Here is a 26706-nt window from a genome sequence, read left to right on the forward strand (position 1 = left end):
ATGACAGTAGACGAAGCCAACCACGCGAATACTGTCGGAAGTTCCTGGCGGCGGGTTGTGAGCCTTCTGGAGCAGGACCACCGGGTTTCACCCCGGCAGCGCGGCTTCGTAATCCTCGCCCAGGCGCAGGGACTGATCGGTTCAACCCTCCTGGTCGCGGTGCCCAACGAACTCACCCGTGAAGTCCTGCAAACGCAGGTCAAGGAAGCCCTTGACGACGCCCTGCACAATGTCTTCTCCGACGACATCCGCTGCGCCATCGACGTCGACACCGATCTGGTGCCCCTCCACACGGAGCCGGAACCCGCCGTCGAACTTTCCCTCGCGACCGATCCAACCGTGGAGCAGAAGCCGCAGCCCATGCTGCCGAGCACCTCCCACGAATTCGGCCGGTTGAATCCCAAGTACGTCTTCGACACGTTCGTGATCGGTTCCTCGAACCGGTTTGCGCACGCGGCCGCCGTCGCCGTCGCCGAGGCACCGGCCAAGGCCTACAACCCGCTCTTCATCTACGGTGACTCGGGTCTGGGTAAAACCCACCTCCTGCACGCGATCGGACACTACGCCCGCCGGCTCTACAGCGGCATCCGCGTCCGCTACGTCAACTCCGAAGAATTCACCAACGACTTCATCAACTCCATTCGGGACGATGAGGGCACCAGCTTCAAGACCACGTACCGCAACGTGGATGTCCTGCTGATCGATGACATTCAGTTCCTGGCCGGCAAAGACCGCACGCTGGAGGAGTTCTTCCACACGTTCAACGCGCTCCACAACAACAACAAGCAGGTTGTAATCACCTCGGACCAGCCGCCCAAGCTGCTGGCCGGCTTCGAAGACAGGATGAAGTCCCGTTTCGAATGGGGCCTGCTGACCGATATCCAGCCGCCGGAGCTGGAAACCCGGATCGCGATCCTCCGCAAGAAGGCCCTCAGCGAAGGTCTGTCCGCACCGGATGACGCACTGGAGTACATCGCGTCCAAAATCTCCAGCAACATCCGTGAACTCGAGGGCGCACTCATCCGGGTCACGGCCTTCGCCAGCCTGAACCGGCAGCCGGTGGACGTCGCCCTGGCCGAGATGGTCCTCAAGGACCTCATCACGGACGACGGCGCCCAGGAGATCACGTCCGCCCAGATCCTCACCCAGACGGCCGACTACTTCAAGCTCAGCATGGAGGAGCTCTGCAGCAAGTCCCGGACCCGCACCCTGGTGACCGCACGCCAGATCGCCATGTACCTGTGCCGCGAGCTGACGGACATGTCACTTCCGAAGATCGGCCAGGAGCTCGGCGGCCGGGACCACACCACGGTGATCCACGCAGACCGCAAAATCCGTGAACTGATGGCCGAGCGCCGTGTGATCTACAACCAGGTTACGGAGCTGACCAACCGCATCAAGCAGCAGCAGCGGGATTCCTAAGCCGGGCTTCGCGCCCGCCTCCTTACCTTATTAACAGGCGCATGTGGATAAGCCTGTGGATAGTTAAGGGGACAACCGCGTTTAATGGGCTTAAAACCCTTAAGGCATCTGTGGATCAGCGAAACGGCCGAAAAAGTTGTCCCCATCCACACCCTGTTTAAAACCTGCGTCGCCCACAACGGATGAACAGGGCTTAACCGCGGAATCCTGCCGTGAAACAGGGTTATCCACAGTTTCCACAGCAGTTATTAACACTACTAATCCCAAAAAATTGAAATTCCCTCAAACAACAATCTCGTTCCCAGCCCCGGACAGCCTCGTGGCCTCGGCTCCGAAGAGCCAGCTCCCCGGCCGGGGATGGGGAAAACCGGAATCTTCCGGCTAAGCTGTCAGCAGCGCTCCCATCCTTGGGTCTGTTTGTGGTTCAGCAAGCGCGGACCATGCAGGTTCCGGTGTCCGGGGGCAAGGTTTTCGAACTCCCCGCGGGAGTTCCCGTTCAGAAAATGGCAGCAGCAATGAAAGGCGGCACCCTTCCGTGAAGTTCAGAGTCGAACGGGACGTCCTGGCAGAAGCCGTCACATGGACCGCCCGGTCGTTGTCTCCGCGGCCGCCGGTTCCGGTGCTTTCCGGGCTTCTTCTCAAGGCTGAGGCCGGCACAGTCAGCCTCTCGAGTTTCGACTACGAAACGTCGGCCCGCCTTGAAATCCCGGCTGATATCAGCGTTGAAGGCACCATCCTGGTCTCCGGCCGCCTTCTTGCGGACATCTGCCGAAGCCTGCCGTCTGCCCCTGTTGAGGTCGAAACCGACGGCAACAAAGTCACGCTCACCTGCCGTCGCAGCAGCTTCCACCTCGCGACCATGCCCGAGGCCGAGTACCCGCCGCTGCCCGCACTGCCCACCATCAGCGGAACCGTTCCGGGTGACTCCTTTGCCCAGGCCGTGTCCCAGGTGATCATCGCTGCCAGCAAAGACGACACCCTTCCGATCCTCACTGGCGTTCGGATGGAGATCGAGGACGACCTCATCACCCTGCTGGCAACGGACCGCTACCGTCTGGCCATGCGCGAAGTACCTTGGAAACCCGTTACCCCCGGAATCTCCACCAGTGCCCTGGTCAAGGCCAAGACTCTCAACGAAGTTGCCAAAACTCTCGGCAACAGCGGCGACATCAACCTCGCCCTGGCCGACGATGACAGCCGGCTGATCGGATTCGAAAGCGGCGGACGCACCACCACGTCCCTGCTGGTGGACGGCGACTACCCCAAGATCCGTTCGCTGTTCCCGGATGCAACCCCGATTCACGCAACAGTGCAGACCCAGGAACTGGTCGAAGCAGTCCGTCGCGTCTCCCTCGTTGCCGAACGCAACACCCCGGTCCGGCTGGCGTTCACCGAAGGCCAGCTCCACCTCGATGCCGGTACCGGTGAGGACGCCCAGGCTTCGGAAGAGCTTGAAGCACAACTGACCGGCGACGAGATCACGGTTGCGTTCAACCCGCACTACCTCATCGAAGGCCTTAGCGTCATCGAAACCAAGTACGTCCGGTTCTCCTTCACCACGGCGCCCAAGCCCGCCATGATCACGGCACAGGTCGACGCCGACGGCGAAGACCAGGACGACTACCGTTACCTGGTTATGCCGGTGCGCCTGCCCAATTAGGTAGCAGCTGATGTCGTTATGGGCAGCCAAAACGACATCTAATGCGAGCCAGTTGAAACCACCACCGCAGCCCCTCCACCACACCAGCGCAGAAAAGAGTTCCTACCGTGCACATCGGACTGATCGGCCTTGGAAAAATGGGCTTCAACATGCGCGAGAGGCTGCGCAAGGGCGGCATCGAGGTCACCGGCTTCGACCGCAACCCTGACGTCACCGACGTCACCACGGTGGACGAGCTCATCGCAGCCGTTCCGGCTCCGCGTGTCATCTGGGTCATGGTTCCGGCCGGCGAGATCACCGATGCAGTGATCACCGAACTGGGTTCCAAGCTCGACGCCGGCGACCTGGTGATCGACGGCGGCAACTCCCGCTTCACCGAAGACCAGAAGCATGGTGCCGCGCTGGCCGAAAAGGGAATCCGGTTCGCGGACTGCGGCGTCTCCGGCGGTGTCTGGGGTCTGCAAAACGGCTACGGCCTGATGGCCGGCGGCGATGCAGCCGACATCGAACGGGCGATGCCCGCATTCGATGCCCTTCGTCCCGAAGGCGACCGCGCTGACAGCTTCGTCCACGTTGGCGGAATCGGCGCAGGACACTACGCCAAAATGGTGCACAACGGCATCGAGTACGGACTCATGCAGGCTTATGCGGAAGGCTATGAACTGCTGGCCGCCAAGGACATCGTGACGGACCTGCCCGGAACCTTCCGCGCCTGGCAGAAGGGAACGGTTGTGCGCTCCTGGCTGCTGGACCTCATGGTGAAGGCGCTGGACGAGGATCCGGGCCTGGCCTCGATCGATGACTACGTCGAGGATTCCGGAGAAGGCCGCTGGACCGTCGAAGAGGCAATCGCCAACGCCGTTCCGGCGCCGGCCATCACAGCGGCGCTGTTTGCGCGCTTCTCTTCCCGCGAAGACAATTCCCCGGCCATGAAGATGGTATCCGCCCTGCGGCACCAGTTCGGCGGGCATGCCACCCGCCCGGCCAAGTAGCAGCAGTCCGAGCAGTCCGGGAATCCTGAAGACGGCGTGTACCTAGAAAAGCTTTCGCTGACCGATTTTCGCAGCTATGCCCAGGTGGACCTCTCCTTCGAACCCGGAGTGACGGTCCTCGTGGGGTACAACGGCATCGGCAAGACCAACCTCATGGAGGCCATCGGGTACCTGGCCACGCTTAGCTCACACCGTGTCAGTTCGGATGCCCCGCTGCTTCGCTTCGGTACCGAACGGGCACTGATCCGGGCCAAGCTGGTACGGGGCGGGCAGTCCACCGTCCTGGAACTGGAAATCAACGGAAGCCGCGCCAACCGCGGACGCATCAACCGCAGCAACCCCGTCCGCGCCCGGGACATCCTCGGCATCTGCCAGACGGTGCTTTTTGCGCCGGAGGACCTTGCCCTGGTGAAGGGAGACCCGTCCAACCGCCGGCGCTTCCTCGACGAGCTGATGGTCAGCCTCATGCCGCGGCATTCAGCCACGCGGACTGACTACGATCGTGTGCTCAAGCAGCGCAACGCCCTCCTCAAATCAGGCCGGACCGGCAAATTCACCGCCGGGCACGAGGCCACCCTGGATGTGTGGGACCAGCACATGGCACGGGCCGGTGCCGAGCTGCTGCACGCCCGGCTGGAACTGGTGGAAAGGATCCGGCCCCACCTGAAGGCGGCTTACGCGAAGCTGACCGACGGGTCCAAGGAAGCGGACGCGATCTACCGGTCCACGCTCCAGGACATGATGGACGACGACGCCGCCGGTGCGGGTTACGCTGCAGGACCCGCCGCCGTCGAACGCGGTGAGGACCTCCGGGAACTGTCCGTCGATGACCTGACCGATCGCTATGTGCAGGCTTTTGCGGCATCCCGGCGCAAAGAACTGGAACGGGGCATTTCCCTGGTGGGGCCCCACCGCGACGACGTCGAACTCATCCTCGGCGAAGCGCCGGCCAAAGGGTATGCCTCGCACGGCGAAACGTGGTCCATGTGCCTTTCCCTGCGGCTGGCGTCCTACTACGTGATGCTCGACGACGCCCGCACCGGCGGGTCGGCCCCGATCCTCATCCTTGACGATGTGTTTGCCGAACTCGACGTCCAGCGCCGGCGTAAACTGGCGGCAATAGTATCCGGCGCCGAACAGGTGCTGGTGACCGCCGCCGTCGACGCCGACATTCCGGAAGAGCTGGCCGGGCGGCGGGTGAAGGTAGTCCCCGGAGGAATCGATGAGTCGGAATCCCGATGAGTAAGGACGCTGGCGGCCTGCAGCCGGGCCGCGATCCCGACGAAATAGATGCGCCCCAGGCGGCGCTCAACAGGATGCGCGAAGCTGCCGCTGCCCGCGGCGAAATCCGGCGCAAGTACCCGCTGCCGGGAGCCGGAGCCAAGAAGCCGGGACGCAGCGCCGGCGGAACGCGGGGCTTCACCCAGTTCCACGGCACGGGCCGCGACCCGTTGGGCCTGGGGAAAGTGGTGGGACGTCTCGTGGCCGAACGAGGCTGGACTTCGCCGGTTGCCGTCGGATCCGTGATGGCCGAGTGGAGCACGCTTGTCGGCCCTGAAATTTCGGCGCACTGCACGCCGGAGAGCTTCACCGACACCACGCTCCATGTGCGGTGCGATTCCACTGCGTGGGCAACCCAGCTGCGCCTGCTCAGCTTCAGTCTCCTCGAGAAATTCCGGACCGAACTGGGGGAAGGCGTCGTGACCAAGATCCAGGTCCTCGGGCCTGCGGCGCCCAGCTGGCGGAAGGGTGGACGGACAGTCAATGGCCGCGGTCCCCGGGACACTTACGGATAGTCACTGGCTGTGGCGCCCCGCCAGATTTCCACCGCCACAACCCTCGACCCTTGAAAAATGGCCAAACGGCGTGTACGGCGCTCTAACGCCCCTTGGCCGTATAGGAACCCAGAGACGGTACCCCGGGAGCCTTGCAGGCGGGGCCAATGGCCTGCCAGCACTATATTCCCGCGCGTTTGCGGCTCTGGAATGCGGGATTACGCTCTCCCGCACGGTAGAATCGGGGTAGATAACTGGGCGCCGGTGAAACGTTGACTGAGTCCGTTTTCCGGCGCTTTTCCTGCGGCCGGGCACGGTTCCGCCAGTCAACGAAGTAATCGGCGTTATCAGTGACGTGCCTGTTGGCAGGAGCCTCTTCTATCGGAGACGGTGACGGCCGGCCATACGAATACAGAGGAGTCGAAAGCGCCTGTGGCTAACGACAATGCAGATATCCCGGCAGTGGAACCCGTAGCTGAGGATGCCCGTACAACTGATGCGCCGGCGGAGGCAGCCGAACGCAAGGGATACGGTGCGAGCGACATCACCGTCCTTGAGGGTCTTGAAGCTGTTCGGAAACGTCCCGGCATGTACATCGGATCCACGGGACCCCGCGGACTCCACCACCTTGTGTACGAAGTGGTGGACAACTCTGTGGACGAGGCCCTGGCCGGCTACTGCACCCACATCGAGATTGTTCTCCAGGCCGACGGCGGCGTCAAAGTCGTCGATGACGGCCGCGGCATCCCGGTGGACATGCACCCCACCGAGCACAAGCCCACGGTTGAGGTTGTTATGACCATCCTGCACGCCGGCGGAAAATTCGGCGGAGGCGGGTATGCCGTTTCCGGCGGCCTCCACGGCGTGGGCATCTCCGTGGTCAACGCTCTCTCCAGCCGGGTGGATACCGAAGTCCGGCGCCAGGGCCACGTCTGGCGGATGTCCTTCGCCGACGGCGGCAAGCCCCAGGGCAGCCTGGTCCAGGGTGAAGAGACGGACCAGACGGGTACCACCCAGACCTTCTACCCGGACGCCAGCATCTTCGAGAGCACGGAATTCGACTTCGAGACGCTTCGTGCCCGCTTCCAGCAGATGGCGTTCCTCAACAAGGGCCTGCGCATCACGCTGACGGACGAACGCCGCGTTGCCCAGGAAAGTTCGGAGGACGAGGACCTGGATCTCGATGCCGTTCCCACCGAGGGTGAAGTCGCCGCAGAGTTCCGCACGGTTGTGTACCAGTACGACGACGGCCTGCTGGACTACGTCAAGCACCTTAACTCCGGCAAGAAGGTTGACGTTGTCCACGAGGACGTCATCGCCTTCGAAACCGAGGACAAGGAACGGAAGATCGCCCTGGAAATGGCGATGCAGTGGACTAACGCGTATTCCGAGAGTGTCCACACTTATGCCAACACGATCAACACCCACGAAGGCGGCACCCACGAAGAGGGTTTCCGTGCCGCGATGACGTCGCTCATCAACCGCTACGCGCGCGAGAAGAACATCATCAAGGAAAAGGATGACAACCTCACCGGAGATGACATCCGCGAAGGCCTCACCGCCGTCATTTCCGTGAAGCTGGCGGAACCGCAGTTTGAAGGCCAGACCAAGACCAAACTCGGCAACTCCGAGGTCAAGGGCTTTGTCCAGCGCGTGGTCACCGATGGCCTGGGCGACTGGCTGGAGCGCAATCCGGGTCCGGCACGCGATGTCATCCGCAAGGCGATTTCCGCAGCGCAGGCCCGGATGGCCGCCCGTAAGGCCCGCGACAACGCCCGCCGCAAGAGCCCGCTGGAGTCCTTCGGCATGCCGGGCAAGCTTTCAGACTGCTCTTCCAAGGACCCGGCGAAGTGTGAGGTGTACATCGTGGAGGGTGACTCCGCCGGCGGTTCCGCCAAGCGCGGCCGCAACCCCGAAACGCAGGCCATCCTCCCGTTGCGCGGCAAGATCCTGAACGTGGAGCGGGCACGGCTGGACAAGGCCCTCGGCAACAACGAGGTCCAGTCCATGATCACGGCATTTGGTACGGGTATCGGCGAGGACTTCGACCTCAGCAAGCTGCGATACCACAAAATCGTCCTCATGGCCGATGCCGACGTTGACGGACAGCACATCACCACGCTCCTGATGACGCTTCTGTTCCGCTACATGCGCCCGCTGATTGAAAACGGATACGTGTACCTGGCTCAGCCGCCGCTGTACCGCATCAAGTGGTCCAACGCTCCGCACGACTACGTCTACAGCGACCGCGAACGCGATGCCCGGCTGGTTGCCGGCCAGGCCGCCGGGCGCCGCATTCCGAAGGACAACGGCATCCAGCGCTACAAGGGCCTTGGCGAGATGGACTACACGGAACTGTGGGACACCACCATGGACCCTGACCACCGCACACTCCTGCAGGTCACCATGGATGACGCCCTCGCGGCCGACCAGATCTTCACCGTGCTGATGGGTGAGGACGTTGAATCGCGCCGAAACTTCATTCAGCAGAACGCCAAGGATGTCAGGTTCCTGGATATTTAGAGCTCTACAAGAGCCTAAATATTCCTTGAACGACATATACCTGAAACGGAAAATATAGACTATGAGTGACGAAACACCCGAGGTTCCCGCGGACTCCGCCGGACCCGTCGAGCCCGTCCTGGAGGGCGATGTGCTGGTCGACCGCGTGGAGCAGGTGGACCTGCAGACGGAAATGCAGCGCTCCTACCTGGACTACGCCATGGCCGTTATTGTCGGCCGCGCGCTGCCGGACGTCCGTGACGGCCTCAAGCCCGTCCACCGCCGCGTGCTTTACGCCATGTTCGACGGCGGCTACCGCCCGGACCGCTCCTTCAATAAGTGCGCCCGTGTGGTGGGCGAGGTTATGGGCCAGTACCACCCGCACGGCGATACAGCCATCTACGATGCCCTGGTCCGCCTGATCCAGGACTGGACCATGCGCTACCCCCTGGCGCTCGGGCAGGGAAACTTCGGTTCGCCGGGTAACGACGGCGCAGCAGCACCCCGGTACACCGAAACCAAAATGGCCCCGCTCGCCATGGAAATGGTCCGCGACATCGACGAGGAAACCGTCGATTTCCAGGACAACTATGACGGCAAGAACCAGGAACCCACCATCCTGCCGGCCCGCTTCCCCAACCTGCTGGTCAACGGTTCCTCGGGTATCGCCGTCGGCATGGCCACAAACATTCCGCCGCACAACCTCCGCGAGGTTGCCGACGGTGTGCAGTGGTACCTCGCCAACCCGACTGCAAGCCGCGAAGAGCTGCTGGAAGAACTCCTGCTCCGCATCAAGGGACCGGATTTCCCCACCGGAGCCACCATCCTGGGCCACAAGGGCATCGAAGATGCCTACCGCACCGGCCGCGGTTCCATCACCATGCGCGCTGTGGTGAACGTGGAGGAGCTCCAGGGACGCACCTGCCTGGTGGTCACCGAACTGCCCTACCAGGCAAACCCGGACAACCTGGCCATCAAGATTGCCGAACTCGTCAAGGACGGGAAGATCTCCGGAATTGCCGATCTTCGGGATGAAACCTCCGGCCGCACCGGCCAGCGGCTGGTGATCGTACTTAAGCGCGACGCCGTGGCGAAGGTCGTGCTCAACAACCTGTACAAGCACACCCAGCTGCAGGACAACTTTGCCGCCAACATGCTGGCGATCGTGGACGGCGTCCCGCGGACGTTGAGCCTCGATGCCTTTATCCGGCACTGGGTCACCCACCAGATGGATGTCATTGCCCGCCGGACCCGGTACCGCCTCCGCAAGGCCGAGGAAGAAGCGCACATCCTGCGCGCTCTCCTCAAGGCCCTGGACATGCTGGACGAGGTCATTGCCTTGATCCGTGCGTCCAACACCACCGAAGCCGCCCGGGACGGCCTGATGCAGCTGCTGGACATCGATGAGCTGCAGGCCCGGGCCATCCTGGACATGCAGCTTCGAAGGCTCGCAGCCCTGGAACGCCAGAAGATCCAGGACCGCCATGCCGAACTCGAGGCCCTGATCGCAGAGTACAACTCGATCCTGGCTTCGGAAGAGCGCCAGCGGGAGATCATCAGCACCGAACTTTCCGAGATCGTGGCCAAGCACGGGGATGACCGCCGCACGAAGATCCTGATGGGCTTCGACGGTGACATGTCCATGGAGGACCTGATCCCGGAAGAGGAGATGGTTGTCACGATCACGCGCGGCGGCTACGTCAAGCGCACGCGCAGTGACAACTACCGATCACAGCAGCGCGGCGGCAAGGGCATCAAGGGTGCCCAGCTGCGCGGGGACGACGTTGTGGAGCACTTCTTCGTCACCACAACGCACCACTGGCTGCTGTTCTTCACCAACCTGGGGCGCGTCTACCGTGCCAAGGCCTACGAACTCGTGGAAGCGGGGCGTGACGCCAAGGGCCAGCACGTGGCCAACCTGCTGGCCTTCCAGCCGGATGAGCACATCGCCCAGGTCCTGGATCTCCGCGACTACCAGCACGCCCCTTACCTGGTGCTGGCCACCAAGCGGGGCCTTGTCAAGAAGACCCGCCTGGAGGACTACGACACCAACCGCTCCGCTGGCGTGATCGCCATCAACCTGCGCGACGGCGACGAACTCGTCTCCGCCCAGCTCGTTTCGGAAACCGATGACCTGATGCTGGTTTCACGAATGGGCCAGTCCATCCGTTTCACGGCCACGGACGACGCACTGCGGCCCATGGGCCGTGCCACGTCCGGCGTGACCGGCATGAAGTTCCGCGAGGACGATGAACTGCTGGCGGCTGACGTCGTCAAGGACGGCTCGTTCGTCTTCATCGTCACCGAGGGCGGCTACGCCAAGCGGACCGCGGTGGAGGAATACCGTCTCCAGGGCCGCGGCGGCCTCGGCATCAAGGTAGGAAAATACCAGGAAGAGCGGGGCCACCTCGTAGGTGCCCTCATCGTCCAGGAAGAAGACGAAGTCCTTGTGGTCATGGAAGGCGGAAAGGTAGTCCGCTCCTCGGTGGCCGGAGTGCCCGCCAAGGGCCGCGACACCATGGGCGTCATCTTCGCCAAGCCGGATAAGAACGACCGCATCATCGAGGTGGCGCGGAACAGCGAACGCGGACTTGAGGGCGAGGAAACGGAAGCCACCGACCCGGAAAACCCGGCTGAAAGCCCGGCAGCGGCCGGGGATGACGTAACGTTGGCTGAAGGTGCCGGATCACATGATGGGTCCGCAGAGGCAGATTCAGCACCGGCCGAGGAATCCGACGAGTCATCGGACGACGCTGAGCTGGACGAAGAAAATACCGGAGGTAACGAGTGAGTAATTCCGACTCATATCCCAAGCCGAACAGCAACACTCCCGGCGGGATCAGGCAGCCGGCGTCCGCTCCGCGCGTGAACGCCCCCGTACGTCCCCAGCAACGGCCGTCGACGCCGGGCGCCCCGGGGCAGCGCCCGGTGGTCCCCGGCCAGCGTCCGGCGCAGGGGCAGCGTCCCGGCGTTCCGGGCCAGGCCCCCCAGGGCCAGCGACCCGGCGTACCCGGTCAGCGACCCGGCCAAGGCGCCTCCCAGGGTGCCCCCGGACTGGTCAAGCCCGCCCCGAAGGCGAAGGTCCGCCGTGCGCGGCTCCTCGTCAGCAAGGTGGACCCCTGGTCCGTGCTGAAGATGGCCTTCCTGCTGTCCGTTGCCCTGGGCATCGTCACAGTCGTTGCGGCTATCGTCCTTTGGACCGTCCTGGACCTGACAGGCATCTTCGACCAGGTGGACAGCCTGCTCGGAACGCTTGCCGGATCCGAAGGCGGCGGGTTCGAACTGAAGAAGGTTGCTTCGCTGGGCCAGGTGGCTTCCTTCGCGGTGATCATCGCCGTGGTAAACGTGGTCCTGTTGACCGCCCTGTCGATGCTATCGGCCGTGCTGTACAACATCTCCGCCACCCTCGTAGGTGGCATCGGCGTGACCCTCACGGACGATTAGTCCGCGGTTTTTCGCCGGAATTCCGCCGGCGAAATGCCTCGATTTGAGATCGGGCCGGGATGTGCTGTAAAGTCATGTCTCGGCCCGATGAGGCATCGGGGCGTATAGCTCAGGCGGTTAGAGCGCTTCGCTGATAACGAAGAGGTCCCAGGTTCAAGTCCTGGTACGCCCACGGAACCTGCACAGGTTTTGGAAATGGTTCGGGTAATACCGGGCCGGAACGGGGTGCATGTGAAGAAGTTGCTGGTTGTTGCAGTAGCTATCGCAGGCGCGCTGCTCTTCAAGAAGGTGCAGGAGTCCGAAGCCCGAAAGACGGTATGGAGCGATTCGACTGACACGGTCGAATAGTCCCGAGCCTGGTGCGGACGCTGGTCAGAAGCGTTCCGGAACTAGGGTATGATTGACGGGTTGCTTCTTATGGGGGCATGGCGCAATTGGTAGCGCACCTGCTTTGCAAGCAGGGGGTTCGGGGTTCGAGTCCCCGTGCCTCCACCATAAGAAAGGCCCCGGAATGCGGAAACGCAGTCCGGGGCCTTTTGCTTTGCCCGCCAAGCGGCCCGGCGCTGTTGTCCCGGCCACTACTGTTGGAACGGTGAACTTCTTACTCGCCGCTTTGGGCGTCCTGGGCGTGGCCTCTTCCGGGCCCCTCATTGCCGCCACGCTGGGCGCCACCTCTGTCAGCGCGCTGGCCATCGCCTTCTGGCGCAACGCCATTGGAGCCGCAGTCATGGCCTCGCCGGTCCTCGTGACCAATCCACGGCAGTTCGGCAGGGTGACGCCGCGCGAGTTCCGCTGGGCGGTCCTTGCCGCCGTCGCCCTGGCACTGCACTTCGCCTGCTTCATCACATCCCTTCAGCTCACCTCGGTAGCGGCGGCCACCGCGCTGGTCTGCCTCCAGTCGGGCTGGATTGCGGTGTTCCAGCTTTTCCGGGGCGTACGGCACCGCTGGCAGGTTCTGGTGGGCCTGGGAATGGCCTTCGGCGGCGTCGTGGCCATCACCGGGTTCGACATGGGCACCTCCCAGGACGCCTTACTGGGAGACCTCCTGGCGGTGGCTGGCGGCGCCCTGGCGGGCCTCTACACCCTCGCGGGCGGCAAGGCGCGGGAGACCATGGGCACAGGCACCTACACAACGCTTTGCTACGGCATGTGCGCGGCCGTAGTAGCGCTTCTTGCCCTGGTCTCCCAGCAGCCGCTGGTGGGCTTCGAGGCAGCCGGCTGGCTGGGAATCATTGCCATCACCGTCTGCGCGCAGCTGGTGGGGCACACGGCGTTCAACCATTTGCTGGCCACCATGAGCCCGCTGCTGGTGTCCATGATCATTCTGCTGGAGATTCCGGGTGCCGCGCTGCTGGCGGCTGTGTTCCTGGATGAGAGCCTGCCGGGCGGTACCTACGCCGGCCTGGCGCTGATTCTGGTCGGGCTCGCCGTCGTGGTGGCAGGCCAACGGCGCAGAAAGCCCGTACGAGCCGGTGAAGCCCGCGTGGCGGAGCTTGGCACGGACTGACGCTACTGGCCGCCGCGTCGCACAGGCTGGGCGGAGCTCACCGTGTGGATGGCGCGTAGGAGCTTGGCCGGGAAGTAGACGGAGAAGAACACCACCATCGGAGCCTTGAGGGCCATCTTCTTAACGTTGTGGGCCTTATAGGTCCGGTCGAACCTGGTCACGTAGTACCGGTAGTCGCGCGGGGAATCCTCGAGGCGGCGGGCGGACATGCCGGAGACCATCTGGGGCCAGTACTGGATACGCAGGTCATGGTCGGCCAAGTGCAGGGACAGGTCGATGTCCTCGTGCATTTCGTCCTTCTCATCCCGGCAGGTTTCGCCGCGGATGGTTTCCCAGGCCGACCGGCGCAGGGCCATGTTCGAGCCAAAGAGGAAGTGGTACTGGTGCTTGGCCAGCTTGAGCATCAGCTGGCGCATCTTGTCATCGGCTTTGAGGCCGAAGCGGCGCATCGGCATGTCGTAGTACACCACCGGACCGGTCGCTGCCTGGACGGACGGGTCGTGGAAAGCTTTCTGGACCTGTTCCACCCAGTCCGGTTCCACCACGGAGTCTGCGTCGATCCGGCCCAGAACATCGCCGGTGGCGTGGTTGAGGCCGAAGTTACGGGTGGGAATGAGGCCCTGGGATCTGTCCTGGGTGAGGAGGATGATGGGGCTCTCAGGATATTCCTGCTGCATCTGGCCGACGATTTCTGCCGTGCGGTCCTTGGACATGTTGTCCACAACAATGATCTCCGTGGCCGGCACCGACTGGTAGATGGCCGCAATAAGGCACTGCCTGATGACGCTGGCCTCGTTATATGCCGGTATGACGATGGATACGCCCGGCATAAGCGCAGCGTCGTGCGAGGCATCCTCGGCGGATCTATCGGGTGACATCACCACAAATTTAGCACCCTTGTGCGTCCCAACCCGGGACGGCGGGTGAAGATACGGGAAACAACGGAGGAGCCCCGCACATTTTGCGTGCGGGGCTCCTCCGATGTTGTACCGGCCGGTGAAGGCCTGGTTTTAGGTGTCGCTGGGCTTAGCGGCACCGTTGTTCATGCTGGAAGCGATGTTCTTCACGGCAGTCTTGGCGTCCGTGGCAACGTTGGCAGCCTGGTCCTTGGCGTCCTCGGCTGCTTCATCAGCCTTCGCGGCGGCGTCGTCGGATGCTGCAGCAACGGAGTCCGCTGCGTCAACAGCCTTCTCACCGGCGGCGGCGGTCGTGGCACTTACGTCATTGACGGTTGTGGCCGGAACGGGCGCGGGCGTCACCGGAGCAGGTGTCTTCCAGGGATCCTCCACAGGCTTGGAGGCTTTCCATGCGGCCACACCGGCGGCGACGGCTGCGGCGATTACACCGAAAATCAGCAATCCGCGGTGCTTGGGCTTCTGCGGCTTGGCCACTTCCCCGGTAACAACGCGGGTGGCCTCGGCGGCAGCAGCCTTGAGCTGGTGGCCTGCGGCCTGTGCCTGATCCTGCAGGGAATGAACGACGCCGGAGTCCGCAAGCCTCTGCGCGACGGCATCCACGTGGGCGGGTGCGCTTTCGAGGGTGCGGTGCACCGCCTCCGAGGCGTGCCCGATCTGGTCCGAGAGCCTGGGCAGGTATTCCACCACCACGCGGTCGCGGGCCTGTGAGATCACGGGCGCAGCCTTGTCCAGTGCTTCGTGGAGCCGCGGTGTGGCGCCGTCCACTACGTCATGGATCTTGGGCGCAAGGTGGGCGAGTCCGTCCTGGATGCGAGGCGTTACGGTGGCAACGCCGTCGGCCAGGTTGTGGGCTGCCGATTTGAGCCCTTCCTGGATCTTCGGGGAAGCGGTGTCAATGCCGTGCTGCAGGCGGGGAACCGCCCAGTCGACGGCTGCTTCAACGCGGGGGGCTGCCCAATCCTTGGCGTTCTCTACCGCGCTGCTGACTGACTGCTCCAGGTCACGGGCAATACGATCCGATTTCTTCACAACTACCTCCCGATTAATGTGACGGTTCTGTTGTTAGCCTACGTGGATTGCCCCGCACCGGCTATTCATCAGGGCCATTTCCAGCCGATTTCACCTAGCGCGGAACTGCCCGGCAGGCCTGATGTGCAATAGCCCGACGTGGAACAATGGGCCTATGACTGCCATCGCAACTGCAAAAGCAACCATCCACACGAGCCTCGGCGACATCGTCGTCAACCTCTTCGGCAACCACGCGCCCAAGACGGTCAAGAACTTCGTCGGCCTGGCCACCGGCGAGCAGGCCTGGACCCACCCCGAAACCGGTGAGGACAAGACCGGCACCCCCTTGTACAACGGCACCATCTTCCACCGCATCATCAAGGACTTCATGATCCAGGCCGGCGACCCCCTCGGCCGCGGCGTGGGCGGACCGGGCTACAAGTTCGACGACGAGATCCACCCCGAACTGACCTTCAACCAGCCCTACAAGCTGGCCATGGCCAACGCCGGCATCCAGATGGGCAAGGGCACCAACGGCTCGCAGTTCTTCATCACCACCATCCCCACCGACTGGCTGCAGGGCAAGCACAGCATCTTCGGTGAAGTTGCCGATGAGGAATCCAAGAAGGTCGTCGACGCCATCGAAGGTGTCCGCACCGGAATGGGCGACCGCCCGGTCGAGGACGTCGTCATCAACAGCATCGACGTAGAGCAGCTCTAACACCCCATGAGTTACGGAATTCCGGCGGCCGAGCCGTCCGCGCAGATTCCGGTGTGCCCCCGGCACCCGGACAGGCCTTCCTATGTCCGGTGCCAGCGCTGCGGGCGCCCGGCATGCCCGGAATGCCAGCGGGCGGCCGCCGTCGGATTCCAATGCATTGACTGTGTCAACGAAACAAAACGTACGACGCCGGCAGCCAGGACCGTTTACGGCGGAACCGCCGTTGCCGGCCGGCCCCTGGTGACGTTCGGGATCATCGCGGCCTGCGCGCTGGTCTTTGTGCTGCAGTGGATAGTCCCCAATGACGGGATTTACCAGAACTTCGCTTTCGCAACGGTCTACGCCACCCCTGAGTACGGCGTCTTTGAACCGTGGCGCATGCTGACCTCGGCATTCCTCCATTCCCAAGGCTTCATCCTGCACATCGTGCTGAACATGTACATGCTGTGGATGTTCGGCCAGGCGCTGGAACCCCTCCTCGGACGCATCCGTTTCCTGGCGCTGTACTTGCTGTCCGCCGTCGGCGGATCGGTCGGCTACCTCGTCCTGACGCCGACCTATACTCCGGGCCAGCCCCTCGCCGGAGTCGTGGGCGCATCCGGAGCCATCTTTGGACTCTTCGGGGCCATGCTGGTGGTCCAGCGTCACCGCGGCGGCGACACAAAGCAGCTGTGGGTCCTGATCGCCATCAACGGCGTCATCGGCTTTATCGTCCCGCAGATTGCCTGGCAGGCCCACCTTGGCGGCCTGGTGACAGGCGCTGCCTGCGCCGCAGCCATTGCCTACGCTCCCCGCGGCCCGCAGCGCCGGCTCTGGCAGTCCGCGGGCCTCGTGCTGGTCCTGGCTTTGCTCGCAGGCGCCACCTGGCTGCGAATGGCCGGCGCCTAAGCCTTCGATATGACCCAAGATCCCAGGCATACCGTGATCGGAAAAGGGCACAAGGGCATTCATCAGCCGACGCCATACGCTTCCTCAAACGCTTTGTAGCCCGTGAAATTTACTACAGCCTGAAACGGGACCTAACGCCCAGCGGAGTAAGCAGTGGAACTGTAGATACATTCGCCGGTCAGCCTCGCCGGCGCAAGGCTAGGGTGGGCCGGTAATTGCCCCGGGGCTAGACTGAGCCGGGTAAGGACGGATTGGGGGATCCAGGGCGGCTTGCCGCTGTTCCGCTGGTCGGTCGCAGCCAGCGAACCCAAGGAACGGCCATGACTTTCTTCCAGGACTACCCGATCCCTGCACCGCCTCCCCGCCCTCGGACGCCGCAGTTCATACCGCCTCCCTGGGTCGCTGCCCCGCGGTACGAGCTGCCCCCTGTCGTTCCCGTGGGCCAGTTCATCTACAAATCCCCGACCTTTGTGATGGCCATTGAAGCCGCCAAGGTGTACTCGACCGGATGCGTCTTAGAAATGTCCTGGATGCTGCGCCGCACTGACCAGGATGACCGGCGATGGTCCGAGATGAACGCTGTCTTTCACCGGCCTGCGCCTCAATTGCGCGACGGGGCCATTTCGGTCGATTCCGTCCTCCTGTTCGGTATGCAGTTCCCGGACGGAACCAAGGCCACCACATCATCCCTGGCGATGTACGAGCAAGGGCAAGGCGCTCCCTTGGATCAGGAACCTGACGGCCCGGTTTTCGAATTTCGCCCCAAAGGCGGCAACGGCGGGGAGGACGACATGTCGGCAATGGGAGCGCTCTGGCTGTGGCCGCTGCCTCCGGCCGGGGAGCTCCGTCTGCTTGCCCAATGGACAAGCATGGGCATGCCCGAATCCTCCATCGTCCTGGACGGAGGGCGGCTCCGGGCGGCCGCAGCAGCGGTGCAGAAGTACTGGCCGGACGAGGAAGGGCAGAAATGATGGCACTCGATAGCCTTGTCCTGGTCGCAGTCCTCGGAGCAGTGTTCTTCTACGTCCTATACGGTGTCATCCGCGCTGGGGGTCCGTGACGGCATCCTTCAGGCCGATCAGCGGCGGCAGAACGCCCTTGGCATGGTCCGCAGCAACGGAGGGCAGGGATGAGCGCCCGGGGCTGGATAGCGGCGACGGCGGGACGGCCTTCATCATCTTTGTGCTCCCGTACGTCCCGGCAGTGTTCGGCCTGACGCCCAACGGCATCGAGACCAGGGGCAGGCACCAGCCCCAAACAACCTTAGCTGTTAGGTGTAAAGGCCCAACACAGACATGACTGTGATGAGTAGCCCGAAGATTGCGATGGCGTAGCCGACTGCGAGGGATACACGTGCAAGCTGGCGCCCTTGGCCGCCGTCGCTGTTGATCTGGTTGAGCGCAACGTGACCCGCACCGACGGCGAAGACCGCCAAACTAGTGAAGCCTCCAAAGAAGAATCCGGCTACGGCCACCACGGCACAAGTCAGGGACAGGATGGCCATTCGGTTGTAGCCGGCCTCGGCGGGTGAAGCTGCTGTTGCTGACATCTTATGAGTCCCCCACTCTGGATCGTTTCGGCGAGTCTACTCCGCGTCCCAAGGGTGAATGTCGAGAAAATTCAGCGTTTGGGCGTGTCTATAGGAACATCTCCTCCGGCCGCCGACCACGCTGACGCGGGCGTGGCTACGATTCGCCAAGCGCAAAGTCATCGTTGGGGTAACGCCAGTCCAGAACTTGAAGCGATCGGAGGTTAAGGCCCGTTTCCTTGTGCTGGGAAGTAAACGCCTGGGCGATGAGTCGTACTGAAGGCCTCGAAGCCAACTCTCGTTCGTCGGGAGGCGAAACTTCTGGTCCGTCCATTACCCCACTACGGCTCTCCCATTGTTCGTTGAACTGCTGGGCCGCCTCGACATCATTAAGTTCAATCTCTAATGAGAACGTAAAGACTTCTTTAGACGGAGTTTTCCACAGGGGTTATCCACATTGTTGGTAACTTACATGCTTGTAGTTCACTCCCCCTCCCCGGTGACGCCCTTGCCAGCTGGCGATAATCGACAACGGCGATCCTCCTTGTCCACAACTGTGGATAAAACAGTCCGGCGGGGCTGTGGTTAAGTGGACAACTCAGCTGCCCGCGGCGGGCTGCCGGTGAGGTGCTTCAAGGGCCGGAAACGAGGATGCCGCCAGCCAAGTACCAGGCTTCGCATGGGAGACCCGGCTCTCCTTGGCAAGCATTTGGCGCTGAAACGGCATATCCCGCCATCGATTGGGCGCTGGAGATACGCTCTTCAACAGGTTATGCACACTGTTAATAACTCCGGAGGGCTGAGGAGCCCGATGCCAATTGGCGGGCTGGAGCCTGATAGAGCATCAGATCACTGATTTATCCCCTGCGTTATCCCCACCTGTGGATAACTTCTGGGGATAGCGTTGTTCTTAAGTGGATAAGTTCAACGCTCTTGGTGCCCGCGGTCATTGCCGCGGTTCCCCTGCGCAAAATGGCGGGGTGGCTGCTGGATCCAGGCGGCCTACTTGGCGCTTTGCCGCTTGGAACCCGTTATCCACAGGCAATCCACACTGTTAATAACTCCGGGTCGTGGGATTCTTCAGGGGTCCGGGTCATCCACAGGCCATGGCCCGCGGAAGGATCGCCTCATCGGCCCAGACTTATCAACACTGTGGATAACTTTCCCCACAGGGCCGGGATAAGTTCAGGCCCCGTCAGTCCATACGCCGGACGAGCCGCGACGATGGCTGTCGACAAGATGGGTGTCGATCATTCCGATGGCCTCCATGAGCGCGTACATCGTGGTTGGCCCCACAAAAGCGAAGCCTTTGGCACGCAGGGCCTTGGACAGGGCAATGGATTCGGTCGAAGTTGTGGGGATCTCGGAATGTGTGAGCGGACTCGGCGTTACCTCCGGTTGGAAACTCCAGACGAAGTCCACCAGCCCGCCTTCACTCCGCAACGCGATGGTGGCCTGGGCGTTGGTGATGGCCGCCCGGATTTTGAGCCGGTTCCGGACGATGCCGGCGTCGAGCATGAGGCGTTCGACGTCGTCGTCGGTGAAGGCCGCCACCGCATCAGGCTGGAAGCTGTGGAACGCTGACCGGAAGGCAGGCCGTTTCCTCAGGATGGTGGCCCAGGACAGTCCGGCCTGGAAGGCCTCCAGGCTGATGCGCTCGAACAGGCCCTGTTCGTCGCGGACGGGCATGCCCCATTCGGTGTCGTAGTACTCCTGGAGCAGCGCATCCGCGGCCGCCCACGGCGGACGGGCCAGACCGTCGCTGCCGATGATTGTGGCGCGTTCATCCGGGGTCATGTGGGTTCCTTAGGTTTTCAGCGAGGTGGTGCTGCGTCCAGCATATTCAGCCGCCCGGGCTTGGACATGCCCCGGCGATCGCGCATTTCATAGCCGAACGACGACTCTCACATTATGCTGTGGCTCTGATCACAAATTACTGGGAGGTACGTGTGAGGAAAACCAAAATTGCCGTGGCTGGCGTGGCGGGGGTCGTTCTCGGGATGCTCAGCATCCAGGCCCCGGCCGTTGCCGCACCACCTGTCGACGACGGGTCAAACAATCCCGCTGCGGCGGTCCGGCAGGACAACCGCCCCGGACCGCGGACCAAGGAACTCGTGGAACGGCGCAAAGCGGCCATTGAGAAGGTGGCCAAGGGACAGGCGAAGGCAAGCGACGACGGCGTGGTCCAGTTGGCGCCGGACAAGTTCGCCGAAGTCGAAACCGCCAAGCAGGACAAGATCTTCACCATCCTCGCCGAGTTCGGTACCCAGGGCTCGGGCCGCTTCGGAACCGCGCCGGGGCCTCTGCATAACACGATTGCGAAGCCGGACCGTCTGGTGGACAACACCACGCTGTGGACCGACAACTTCAGCCCCGCCTACTACGAAGGACTCTTCAACGGCAGCGGTGATTCAATGAAGGGGTACTACGAGGCCGTTTCCAACAATAAGTACTCGGTCACCAACACCGTGACGGACTGGGTCACGGTGCCCAACAACGGATCCTTCTACGGCGACAACGCCACCGAGGACACCGGCGGGTCATGGGCTTTTGTTAGGGACTCCGGCAATGCCTGGTGGGATTCCCAGGTGGCGGCCGGCAAGACGCCGGCCGAAATCGACGCGTACCTTGCACAATTCGATGTGTGGGACCGCTACGACTTCAACAACAACGGCAACTTTGATGAGCCCGATGGCTACATCGACCACTTCCAGGCGGTCCACGCCGGCGAAGGTGAGGAAGGCGGCGGCGGCGCCTTGGGCGAGGATGCCATCTGGTCCCACCGCTGGTACGCCTATGGCAACCAGTTCGGCGCTGCCGGACCGGAAGGCAACCTTTCCGGCGGAACCCGGATCGGGTCCTCGAAGTACTGGCTCGGCGACTACACAACCGAACCCGAAAACGGCGGAGTCGGCGTCTTCGCCCACGAATTCGGACACGACCTCGGGCTGCCGGACTTCTACGACACCACGGGCGCCGCGACCAACAGCACGGCATTCTGGACCCTCATGAGCTCGGGGTCCTGGCTGGGCCACGGTTCGGCGGCAGGAGCCGGAATCGGCACCACCCCGGGACTGATGGGACCCGAGGAGAAGCTCTTCCTCGGCTGGCTGGACCACAGCACGGTGGAAGCGGGCGCCATGGGTGACTTTGTCCTGAACCCGTCCCAGCTTCAAGTCGACGGCAAGGACCAGGCCGTCAAGGTCAACCTGCCGGACAAGACCACAACCACCAAGTACACCGTTCCCGCCTCGGGGAGCAACGCGTGGTGGACGGGCAGCGCGGACGGCCTCAACGAATCCCTGACCCATGCCGTCCCGGCGCAGTCGAGGGTGACCGTCACGGCGAATGCCTGGTACGACATCGAGGCGAACTACGACTTCCTCTACGGCGAATTCTCCACTGATGGCGGCAAGACCTGGAAATCCGCGGGGCGTGCGCTCAGCGGAGCGGCCGCGTGGGGGCAGGTGCGTTACTCCTACGACGCTGCCGGCCTCGAATCGCTGTTCCGCTTCAGATACCAGACCGACGGCGGCGTCCATAACCCGGGTGCCTTCATTGACGACGTGAAGATTTCCGCGGGACAGACCGTGATCCTCAGCGACGACGTCGAGTCCGGTGCGGGCCAGTGGACTGTCAGCGGCCTGTGGCAGGTGAGCAGCGGCTCGGTAACGCAAACCACCGAGCAGTACTACCTCGTGGAGAACCGTGAGTACGTGGGCTTCGACGCAACTCTCGCGGAAGGGCCATATGCCTTCACGCACAGCATCACGAAGCCGAACTGGGTCGATTTCTTCAAGTACCAGAACGGCATGCTGGTCTGGTACATCGACGACTCCTACGCGGACAACAATGTTTCGGCCCACCCGGGCGCCGGCTCGGCCCTGCCGGTGGATGCCAGGCCTGCCCCGCTGAAGTGGTCCGACGGAACCATGCCCGGCAACAGCCGCCAGCCGTTCGACGCGACGTTCGGGCTGGAGGCCACGGATCCGCTCTGCATCGCGAAGGAAGTGCAGACCGGCACCAAGCGCAGTTCGACAATCAGTTCACTCGATGCCTGTGCCGTAAGCAGCGCGCCGATCGGGGTCTTCAAGGACAGTGATCCGCTGGCCTACTACAGCGCGGACAACCCCTACGGAAGCGTCAAGGTTGCGGGTCACGGCGTGGAGATTTCCGTAACGTCCGACGCCGGCACCGACCTCGCGATCCATGTGGTCAACCCTGCACTGAAGTAGGCGCAGGCAACAAAAAGTCGGACCGGCACAACGTGCCGGTCCGACTTTCTTGTGAAGCAGGTTCCGTGGGGGCCGATACCCCCGAAAGTCTGTGGCTAGGAACGCCAGCGGGTGGTCATCAGGAACCCTGCGATGGCAATGCCGAATCCGGCAACGATGTTCCAGGATTCCCACGCCCTGACGGGGAGGGCGCCCTCGCTGATGTAGAACGTGATGATCCACAGCAGCCCGATGATCATCAGACCAAACATGACGGGCTTGAACCACACCGCGTTGGGCTTGTACGCCTGCGATGCAGAAGCCGGCCTGTCCGCGGCGGCGGTCTTCTTTCGTGGCTTTGACTCGGGCACGGGTCCTCCTCGTCGGGCTGAATCAAGGGCGGGGCCTCCGGCTTGATATCCTGCAGGAAGGAACATGCCGGCGGGGTTGGCGCCTTGGGTCAGGTCTGAATTCTTACTAGCAGCCAATTCTAGCTGTAGTTCAGAACACACCCGCGCCAGCCCATGCCGCCAATTGAGGAGACCACGTGGTGTTGCTGGAGAAGGAGACGACCGCTGCCGCGCCGGCGCGCGGCGTCGGAGTTCTCCGGACCCTCATCCAGATCGTTGGCGAGCTGCTGATCACGGTGGGAGTCGTCCTCCTCCTGTTCGTCGCCTGGCAGCTGTGGTGGACCAACGTGGAATCCGATGCCAAGCAGAGCGAGACCATCCGGAACTTCGCCCAGGAACTGGGCGGTTCCCCTGCCCCCGCGGAGCCGCCCGGCCCAGCGGCATCCATGCCCGCCGATTACGGCCCGCCGAAGGTCGCCGAAGCGCCTGGACACGGCCAAACCATCGGCATCATGTACATCCCCCGCTTCGGCGCGGACTACACCCGGCCCATCGTGCAGGGAACCTCCACGGACGTCCTGGACACGCTGGGCCTTGGCCACTACAACGACACCGCGATGCCCGGGGCAACCGGAAACTTTGCCGTGGCCGGCCACCGCCAGACGCACGGGGCCGTTCTGGACAATATCCATACCCTTGTGCCGGGCGACAAGATCTATGTCCGGACCCGGGACGGATTCTATGTGTACGTCTTCCGGAACAACCAGATCGTGCTTCCTTCGGCCACTGACGTGTTGCTTCCGGTGCCCACCCAGCCCGCAGCCAAGCCCACGGAGGCCTACCTCACCATGACCAGCTGCAATCCCCGCTTCGGCGCGCAGGAGCGCATCATTGCGTACTCCCTGCTGGAGCACTGGCAGCCGGCGTCGGCGGGACCGCCGGCAGAAATCGCGGCCCAGGTGGCCAAGGCACTCGGGAAGGTCTGACGCCATGTACGGATGGATTTTCCGCCACCTGCCGGGACCGCTGTGGCTCAGGATTGCCACGTCGCTGGTGCTGCTTGCCGGCGTGCTGGTATTGATGGTTCAGTTCCTGTTCCCCTGGATGTCCCAGTTCACCCAGTTCACCGACTCAACGATTGGTTTAGTAACTCGACAATGAGCGCCACCAAGATCCTGGTCGTAGACAACTACGACAGCTTTGTTTACACCCTGGTGGGATACCTCCAGGAGCTCGGCGCCGAGACGACGGTGGTCCGCAACGACGACGTCACCCTCGCCGAGGCAATCGAGATGGCGGACGCTCGCGACGGCGTCCTCATCTCTCCGGGTCCCGGCACCCCCGCGGAGGCCGGCGTCTGCATCGACCTGATCAAATGGTGCGGCGGCCACGACAAGCCGATGTTCGGCGTGTGCCTGGGTCACCAGGCGCTGGCTGAGGCCTACGGCGCCACGGTGACGCACGCCCCCGAACTGATGCACGGCAAGACATCCCTTGTGGAGCATGAAGGAGCCAGCGTGTTCGCCGGACTCCCCTCCCCTGTCACGGCAACGCGCTACCACTCCCTGGCTGCTGTCCGCGAAACCATCCCCGACGTCCTCGAGATCACCGCGCAGACGGCCAACGGCGTGATCATGGGCCTGCAGCACCGGACGGCACCGCTCTGCGGCGTGCAGTTCCACCCGGAATCAGTCCTCACCGAGGGCGGATACCAGATGCTGGGCAACTGGCTGGAATCCCTCGGCATGACCGGTGCGGCGGAGCGGGCCGCCAAACTGAGCCCGCTGATCCAGCACTAACGGTCCGGGCTCCGCGCCGGCGCCCGGAGCCAGGCGCCCAGGCGTAGCCTCTAGCCGCGGCTCCGGCCCGTCTCGGTTGGCGTAGGCGTGGGGGTCGGTGTGGGTTTGGGCGCCGGCGCCTTGGCAACGACAATGCTGATGGTCTTCCCTTGCTCCACCAGGGCATTGACCGCGTCGCTCTGCTCGGTCACCTTGCCGGGTTCAACTTCGGAGTTCTCGACTTCCTTAACGTCGATCCCCAGGCCAAGGTTCTTGAGTGCCGTCTCTGCTTCCGCCCTGGGCAGCCCGCGGAGTTCGGGCATGGCCACCTTGCCGGTGGACACCACGATTTCCACGGTACTTCCGATGGGGACCGTTTCGCCCGGAGCAGGCTTGGTGGTGATCACGATTCCGGACGGCACCGTGGCGCTGTTCGCCATGGTGGTGCCGGGGGCACCCGCAAGGCCGATCTGCCGGAGGACGTCCCGGGCAGCAGCTTCCGTGCGTCCCGGCAGGTCAGCCGGGATTTTGACGGCGCTGGGACCGTCGGAGATATTCAGGGTTATTTTCGATTCGGGTTCCATCGCTGTACCGGCCGCCGGCACCGTGCCGATGGCCGTTCCCTTGGTGACGGTGTCGTGCGGCAGCCTGTTGATCTGCGGGCTCAGCCTGGCGTTGTACAGCCGTTGCAGCGCCTCGGATTCGCTGAGCGCCGAAACGGCGGGCACCTCGATCTTCGCCACGGGAGGAGGCGTCTGGTTCATCATGTTGTAGAGCCAGAGGCCGCCGCCGGCCAGGACCAGCAGGGTGAAAATCACCAACGTGGCAATCCACGTCCGACGGCGGGACTTCTGCCGCGGGGTGCGCTCACGTTCCGGCGGGAAGCCGAGCGGAAGATCGTTGGATTCCGAAGGTTCGTAAACCTGGGCGGGAATCGCCTGGTCGTCGCCGAGCGTGTCATTGAGCGGCCGGAGCCGGCCGCTGGGCGAATCGTCCAGGAAGGCAGCGCCCGTCAGCGAGTAGGGGGCGGCCTGCGCCGTCCGCTCCGCCGCCGGGACCGTGTTGTTAGCATCCGTGGGTTCCTCGCCCGCCGCCACGTCGGGTACGGAGATGCCGTTGCGGGCCGCCCGGAGGGCCCGCTGGAACGCGGCTGCGTCCTGGAAACGGTCGGCCCGGTTCTTTTGCAGGGCCTTGACCAGCACGCTGTCCAGGGCCTCTGACACCTCGGGGTTGAGGCTACTGGCAAGTCCTGGAATCTCACGGACGTGCTGGTATGCCACGGAAACGGGACTGTCGCCAACGAAGGGAGGCCGCCCCGTCAGCATTTCGTACAGCAGGCAAGCTGCGGAGTACAGGTCGCTGCGGGCGTCCACGGTTTCACCGCGGGCCTGTTCCGGAGACAGGTACTGGGCGGTGCCCACCACAGCCTGGGTCTGGGTCATGGTGGCGGACGAATCCGCCATGGCCCGGGCAATCCCGAAATCCATCACCTTGATGGTGTCCGAGTCTTCGCAGAACATCACATTCGCGGGCTTGATATCCCGGTGGACGATTCCCGCGCGGTGGCTGTACTCGAGGGCGGAGAGCACGCCCAGGGTGAAGTCGATGGCATGGTCGATGCTGACTTCCTTCGCACGGATCAGATCCCTCAGGGTCTTCCCGGACACGAATTCCATCACGATGTACGGCACCCGGACGGTGTCCTCGGGACCGCCCGGCACGGCGTGGTCCCCGGTGTCGTAAATGGCAACAATCGAAGGATGGTTCAGGGCGGCCACGGCTTGGGCTTCGCGCTTGAACCGTGCCTGGAACTGCGGATCCCGGGCAAGATCCGGCCGCAGCAGCTTGATGGCCACTGTCCTGCCCAGCCGGGTATCAACGCCGCGGTGGACGTCTGCCATGCCGCCGCGGCCAATGAGCTCACCGAGTTCGTACCGTCCGTTGAGGACGCGCTGGGTATTCACTGGAAGGCTGTCCTCTCTGTGTGACGGGAGGCGGGG

The 26706-nt window shown here is 63.4% G+C and carries 24 protein-coding genes and 2 tRNA genes; 19 read left to right on the top strand and 7 right to left on the bottom strand.

The window, feature by feature from the left end:
• The 12 genes from dnaA to ACSQ1X_RS00060 all read left to right on the top strand — a co-directional run.
• Positions 1 to 1422: chromosomal replication initiator protein DnaA (dnaA, locus tag ACSQ1X_RS00005; RefSeq protein ID WP_043479795.1), on the top strand; the 1422-nt coding region annotated here is incomplete at its 5' end.
• A 535-nt stretch (positions 1423 to 1957) separates the two neighbouring features.
• Entirely contained in the window at positions 1958 to 3082 is a 1125-nt protein-coding gene (gene dnaN, locus ACSQ1X_RS00010; RefSeq protein WP_436056189.1) for a DNA polymerase III subunit beta, read from the top strand.
• A 107-nt stretch (positions 3083 to 3189) separates the two neighbouring features.
• Positions 3190 to 4074: a phosphogluconate dehydrogenase (NAD(+)-dependent, decarboxylating) gene (gene gnd, locus ACSQ1X_RS00015; RefSeq protein ID WP_436056190.1), complete on the top strand. Its 885-nt coding sequence runs from the start codon at positions 3190 to 3192 to the stop codon at positions 4072 to 4074.
• 36 nt (positions 4075 to 4110) lie between these two features.
• Entirely contained in the window at positions 4111 to 5316 is a 1206-nt protein-coding gene (gene recF / locus ACSQ1X_RS00020) for a DNA replication/repair protein RecF (protein WP_436056191.1), read from the top strand.
• Positions 5313 to 5870: a DUF721 domain-containing protein gene (locus ACSQ1X_RS00025; RefSeq protein ID WP_055797409.1), complete on the top strand. Its 558-nt coding sequence runs from the start codon at positions 5313 to 5315 to the stop codon at positions 5868 to 5870. Before recF ends, ACSQ1X_RS00025 begins: the two co-directional genes overlap by 4 nt.
• A 411-nt stretch (positions 5871 to 6281) precedes the next feature.
• Positions 6282 to 8372 carry a DNA topoisomerase (ATP-hydrolyzing) subunit B gene (gene gyrB, locus ACSQ1X_RS00030; protein WP_055797412.1) on the top strand — a complete coding sequence of 697 codons (2091 nt, stop codon included), beginning with the start codon at positions 6282 to 6284 and terminating at the stop codon, positions 8370 to 8372.
• A gap of 61 nt (positions 8373 to 8433) precedes the next feature.
• The gene (gene gyrA / locus ACSQ1X_RS00035; protein ID WP_436056192.1) at positions 8434 to 11142 is read left to right on the top strand and encodes a DNA gyrase subunit A; all 2709 of its coding nucleotides are present in this window, start codon (positions 8434 to 8436) and stop codon (positions 11140 to 11142) included.
• Positions 11139 to 11795, top strand: coding sequence for a DUF3566 domain-containing protein (locus ACSQ1X_RS00040; RefSeq protein WP_436056193.1), 657 nt, complete (start codon positions 11139 to 11141; stop codon positions 11793 to 11795). Before gyrA ends, ACSQ1X_RS00040 begins: the two co-directional genes overlap by 4 nt.
• Before the next feature lie 98 nt (positions 11796 to 11893).
• Positions 11894 to 11967: transfer RNA gene (locus tag ACSQ1X_RS00045), tRNA-Ile, on the top strand.
• 23 nt (positions 11968 to 11990) lie between these two features.
• The gene (locus ACSQ1X_RS00050) at positions 11991 to 12143 is read left to right on the top strand and encodes a DLW-39 family protein (RefSeq protein WP_235505590.1); all 153 of its coding nucleotides are present in this window, start codon (positions 11991 to 11993) and stop codon (positions 12141 to 12143) included.
• A gap of 71 nt (positions 12144 to 12214) precedes the next feature.
• Positions 12215 to 12290: transfer RNA gene (locus ACSQ1X_RS00055), tRNA-Ala, on the top strand.
• Between the two features lie 97 nt (positions 12291 to 12387).
• Positions 12388 to 13302, top strand: coding sequence for a DMT family transporter (locus ACSQ1X_RS00060; protein ID WP_436056194.1), 915 nt, complete (start codon positions 12388 to 12390; stop codon positions 13300 to 13302).
• 2 nt (positions 13303 to 13304) lie between these two features.
• Here the strand turns inward: ACSQ1X_RS00060 and ACSQ1X_RS00065 are convergent, their stop codons facing one another.
• Both ACSQ1X_RS00065 and ACSQ1X_RS00070 read right to left on the bottom strand, forming a co-directional pair.
• Entirely contained in the window at positions 13305 to 14180 is an 876-nt protein-coding gene (locus ACSQ1X_RS00065) for a glycosyltransferase (RefSeq protein WP_055797824.1), read from the bottom strand.
• A 132-nt stretch (positions 14181 to 14312) separates the two neighbouring features.
• Positions 14313 to 15248, bottom strand: coding sequence for a hypothetical protein (locus ACSQ1X_RS00070; protein ID WP_436056195.1), 936 nt, complete (start codon positions 15246 to 15248; stop codon positions 14313 to 14315).
• 154 nt (positions 15249 to 15402) lie between these two features.
• On the opposite strand from ACSQ1X_RS00070, the gene ACSQ1X_RS00075 reads away from it, so the two are divergent.
• The 3 genes from ACSQ1X_RS00075 to ACSQ1X_RS00085 all read left to right on the top strand — a co-directional run bounded on the left by ACSQ1X_RS00075 (position 15403) and on the right by ACSQ1X_RS00085 (position 17807).
• Entirely contained in the window at positions 15403 to 15948 is a 546-nt protein-coding gene (locus ACSQ1X_RS00075; protein ID WP_028271893.1) for a peptidylprolyl isomerase, read from the top strand.
• A 6-nt stretch (positions 15949 to 15954) separates the two neighbouring features.
• On the top strand, positions 15955 to 16836 hold the full coding sequence (locus ACSQ1X_RS00080; protein WP_436056196.1) for a rhomboid family intramembrane serine protease: 882 nt from the start codon (positions 15955 to 15957) through the stop codon (positions 16834 to 16836).
• Positions 16837 to 17156: 320 nt separating this feature from the next.
• Positions 17157 to 17807 (top strand): hypothetical protein, encoded by a 651-nt coding sequence (locus ACSQ1X_RS00085; RefSeq protein ID WP_436056197.1) that lies wholly within the window; start codon positions 17157 to 17159, stop codon positions 17805 to 17807.
• Positions 17808 to 17873: 66 nt separating this feature from the next.
• Here the strand turns inward: ACSQ1X_RS00085 and ACSQ1X_RS00090 are convergent, their stop codons facing one another.
• The 3 genes from ACSQ1X_RS00090 to ACSQ1X_RS00100 all read right to left on the bottom strand — a co-directional run bounded on the left by ACSQ1X_RS00090 (position 17874) and on the right by ACSQ1X_RS00100 (position 20161).
• Entirely contained in the window at positions 17874 to 18014 is a 141-nt protein-coding gene (locus ACSQ1X_RS00090) for a hypothetical protein (RefSeq protein ID WP_436056198.1), read from the bottom strand.
• A gap of 92 nt (positions 18015 to 18106) precedes the next feature.
• Positions 18107 to 18385, bottom strand: a complete 279-nt coding sequence (locus ACSQ1X_RS00095) for a DUF4190 domain-containing protein (RefSeq protein WP_055797428.1) — start codon at positions 18383 to 18385, stop codon at positions 18107 to 18109.
• A gap of 1164 nt (positions 18386 to 19549) precedes the next feature.
• A complete protein-coding gene (locus ACSQ1X_RS00100) occupies positions 19550 to 20161 on the bottom strand; it encodes a DNA-3-methyladenine glycosylase I (RefSeq protein WP_436056199.1) in 612 nt (203 codons plus the stop codon).
• Positions 20162 to 20313: 152 nt separating this feature from the next.
• On the opposite strand from ACSQ1X_RS00100, the gene ACSQ1X_RS00105 reads away from it, so the two are divergent.
• Entirely contained in the window at positions 20314 to 22599 is a 2286-nt protein-coding gene (locus ACSQ1X_RS00105; protein WP_436056200.1) for an immune inhibitor A domain-containing protein, read from the top strand.
• Between the two features lie 95 nt (positions 22600 to 22694).
• Here ACSQ1X_RS00105 and ACSQ1X_RS00110 read toward each other — a convergent pair whose 3' ends face one another.
• Positions 22695 to 22949, bottom strand: a complete 255-nt coding sequence (locus tag ACSQ1X_RS00110; protein WP_028272337.1) for a cell division protein CrgA — start codon at positions 22947 to 22949, stop codon at positions 22695 to 22697.
• A gap of 176 nt (positions 22950 to 23125) precedes the next feature.
• Between ACSQ1X_RS00110 and ACSQ1X_RS00115 the strand changes: the two genes are divergently transcribed.
• The 3 genes from ACSQ1X_RS00115 to ACSQ1X_RS00125 are packed head-to-tail and all read left to right on the top strand — an operon-like array spanning position 23126 to position 24727.
• Positions 23126 to 23914: a class E sortase gene (locus ACSQ1X_RS00115; protein ID WP_436056201.1), complete on the top strand. Its 789-nt coding sequence runs from the start codon at positions 23126 to 23128 to the stop codon at positions 23912 to 23914.
• Between the two features lie 4 nt (positions 23915 to 23918).
• Entirely contained in the window at positions 23919 to 24089 is a 171-nt protein-coding gene (locus tag ACSQ1X_RS00120) for a hypothetical protein (protein WP_305942939.1), read from the top strand.
• Positions 24086 to 24727, top strand: a complete 642-nt coding sequence (locus ACSQ1X_RS00125) for an aminodeoxychorismate/anthranilate synthase component II (protein WP_436056202.1) — start codon at positions 24086 to 24088, stop codon at positions 24725 to 24727. Before ACSQ1X_RS00120 ends, ACSQ1X_RS00125 begins: the two co-directional genes overlap by 4 nt.
• A 50-nt stretch (positions 24728 to 24777) precedes the next feature.
• On the opposite strand, the gene pknB is transcribed toward ACSQ1X_RS00125, so the two are convergent.
• On the bottom strand, positions 24778 to 26670 hold the full coding sequence (pknB, locus tag ACSQ1X_RS00130) for a Stk1 family PASTA domain-containing Ser/Thr kinase (RefSeq protein ID WP_436056203.1): 1893 nt from the start codon (positions 26668 to 26670) through the stop codon (positions 24778 to 24780).
• Between the last annotated feature and the right edge of the window lie 36 nt (positions 26671 to 26706).

Source organism: Arthrobacter sp. LjRoot78, assembly GCF_964254335.1.
GTDB lineage: Bacteria > Actinomycetota > Actinomycetes > Actinomycetales > Micrococcaceae > Arthrobacter.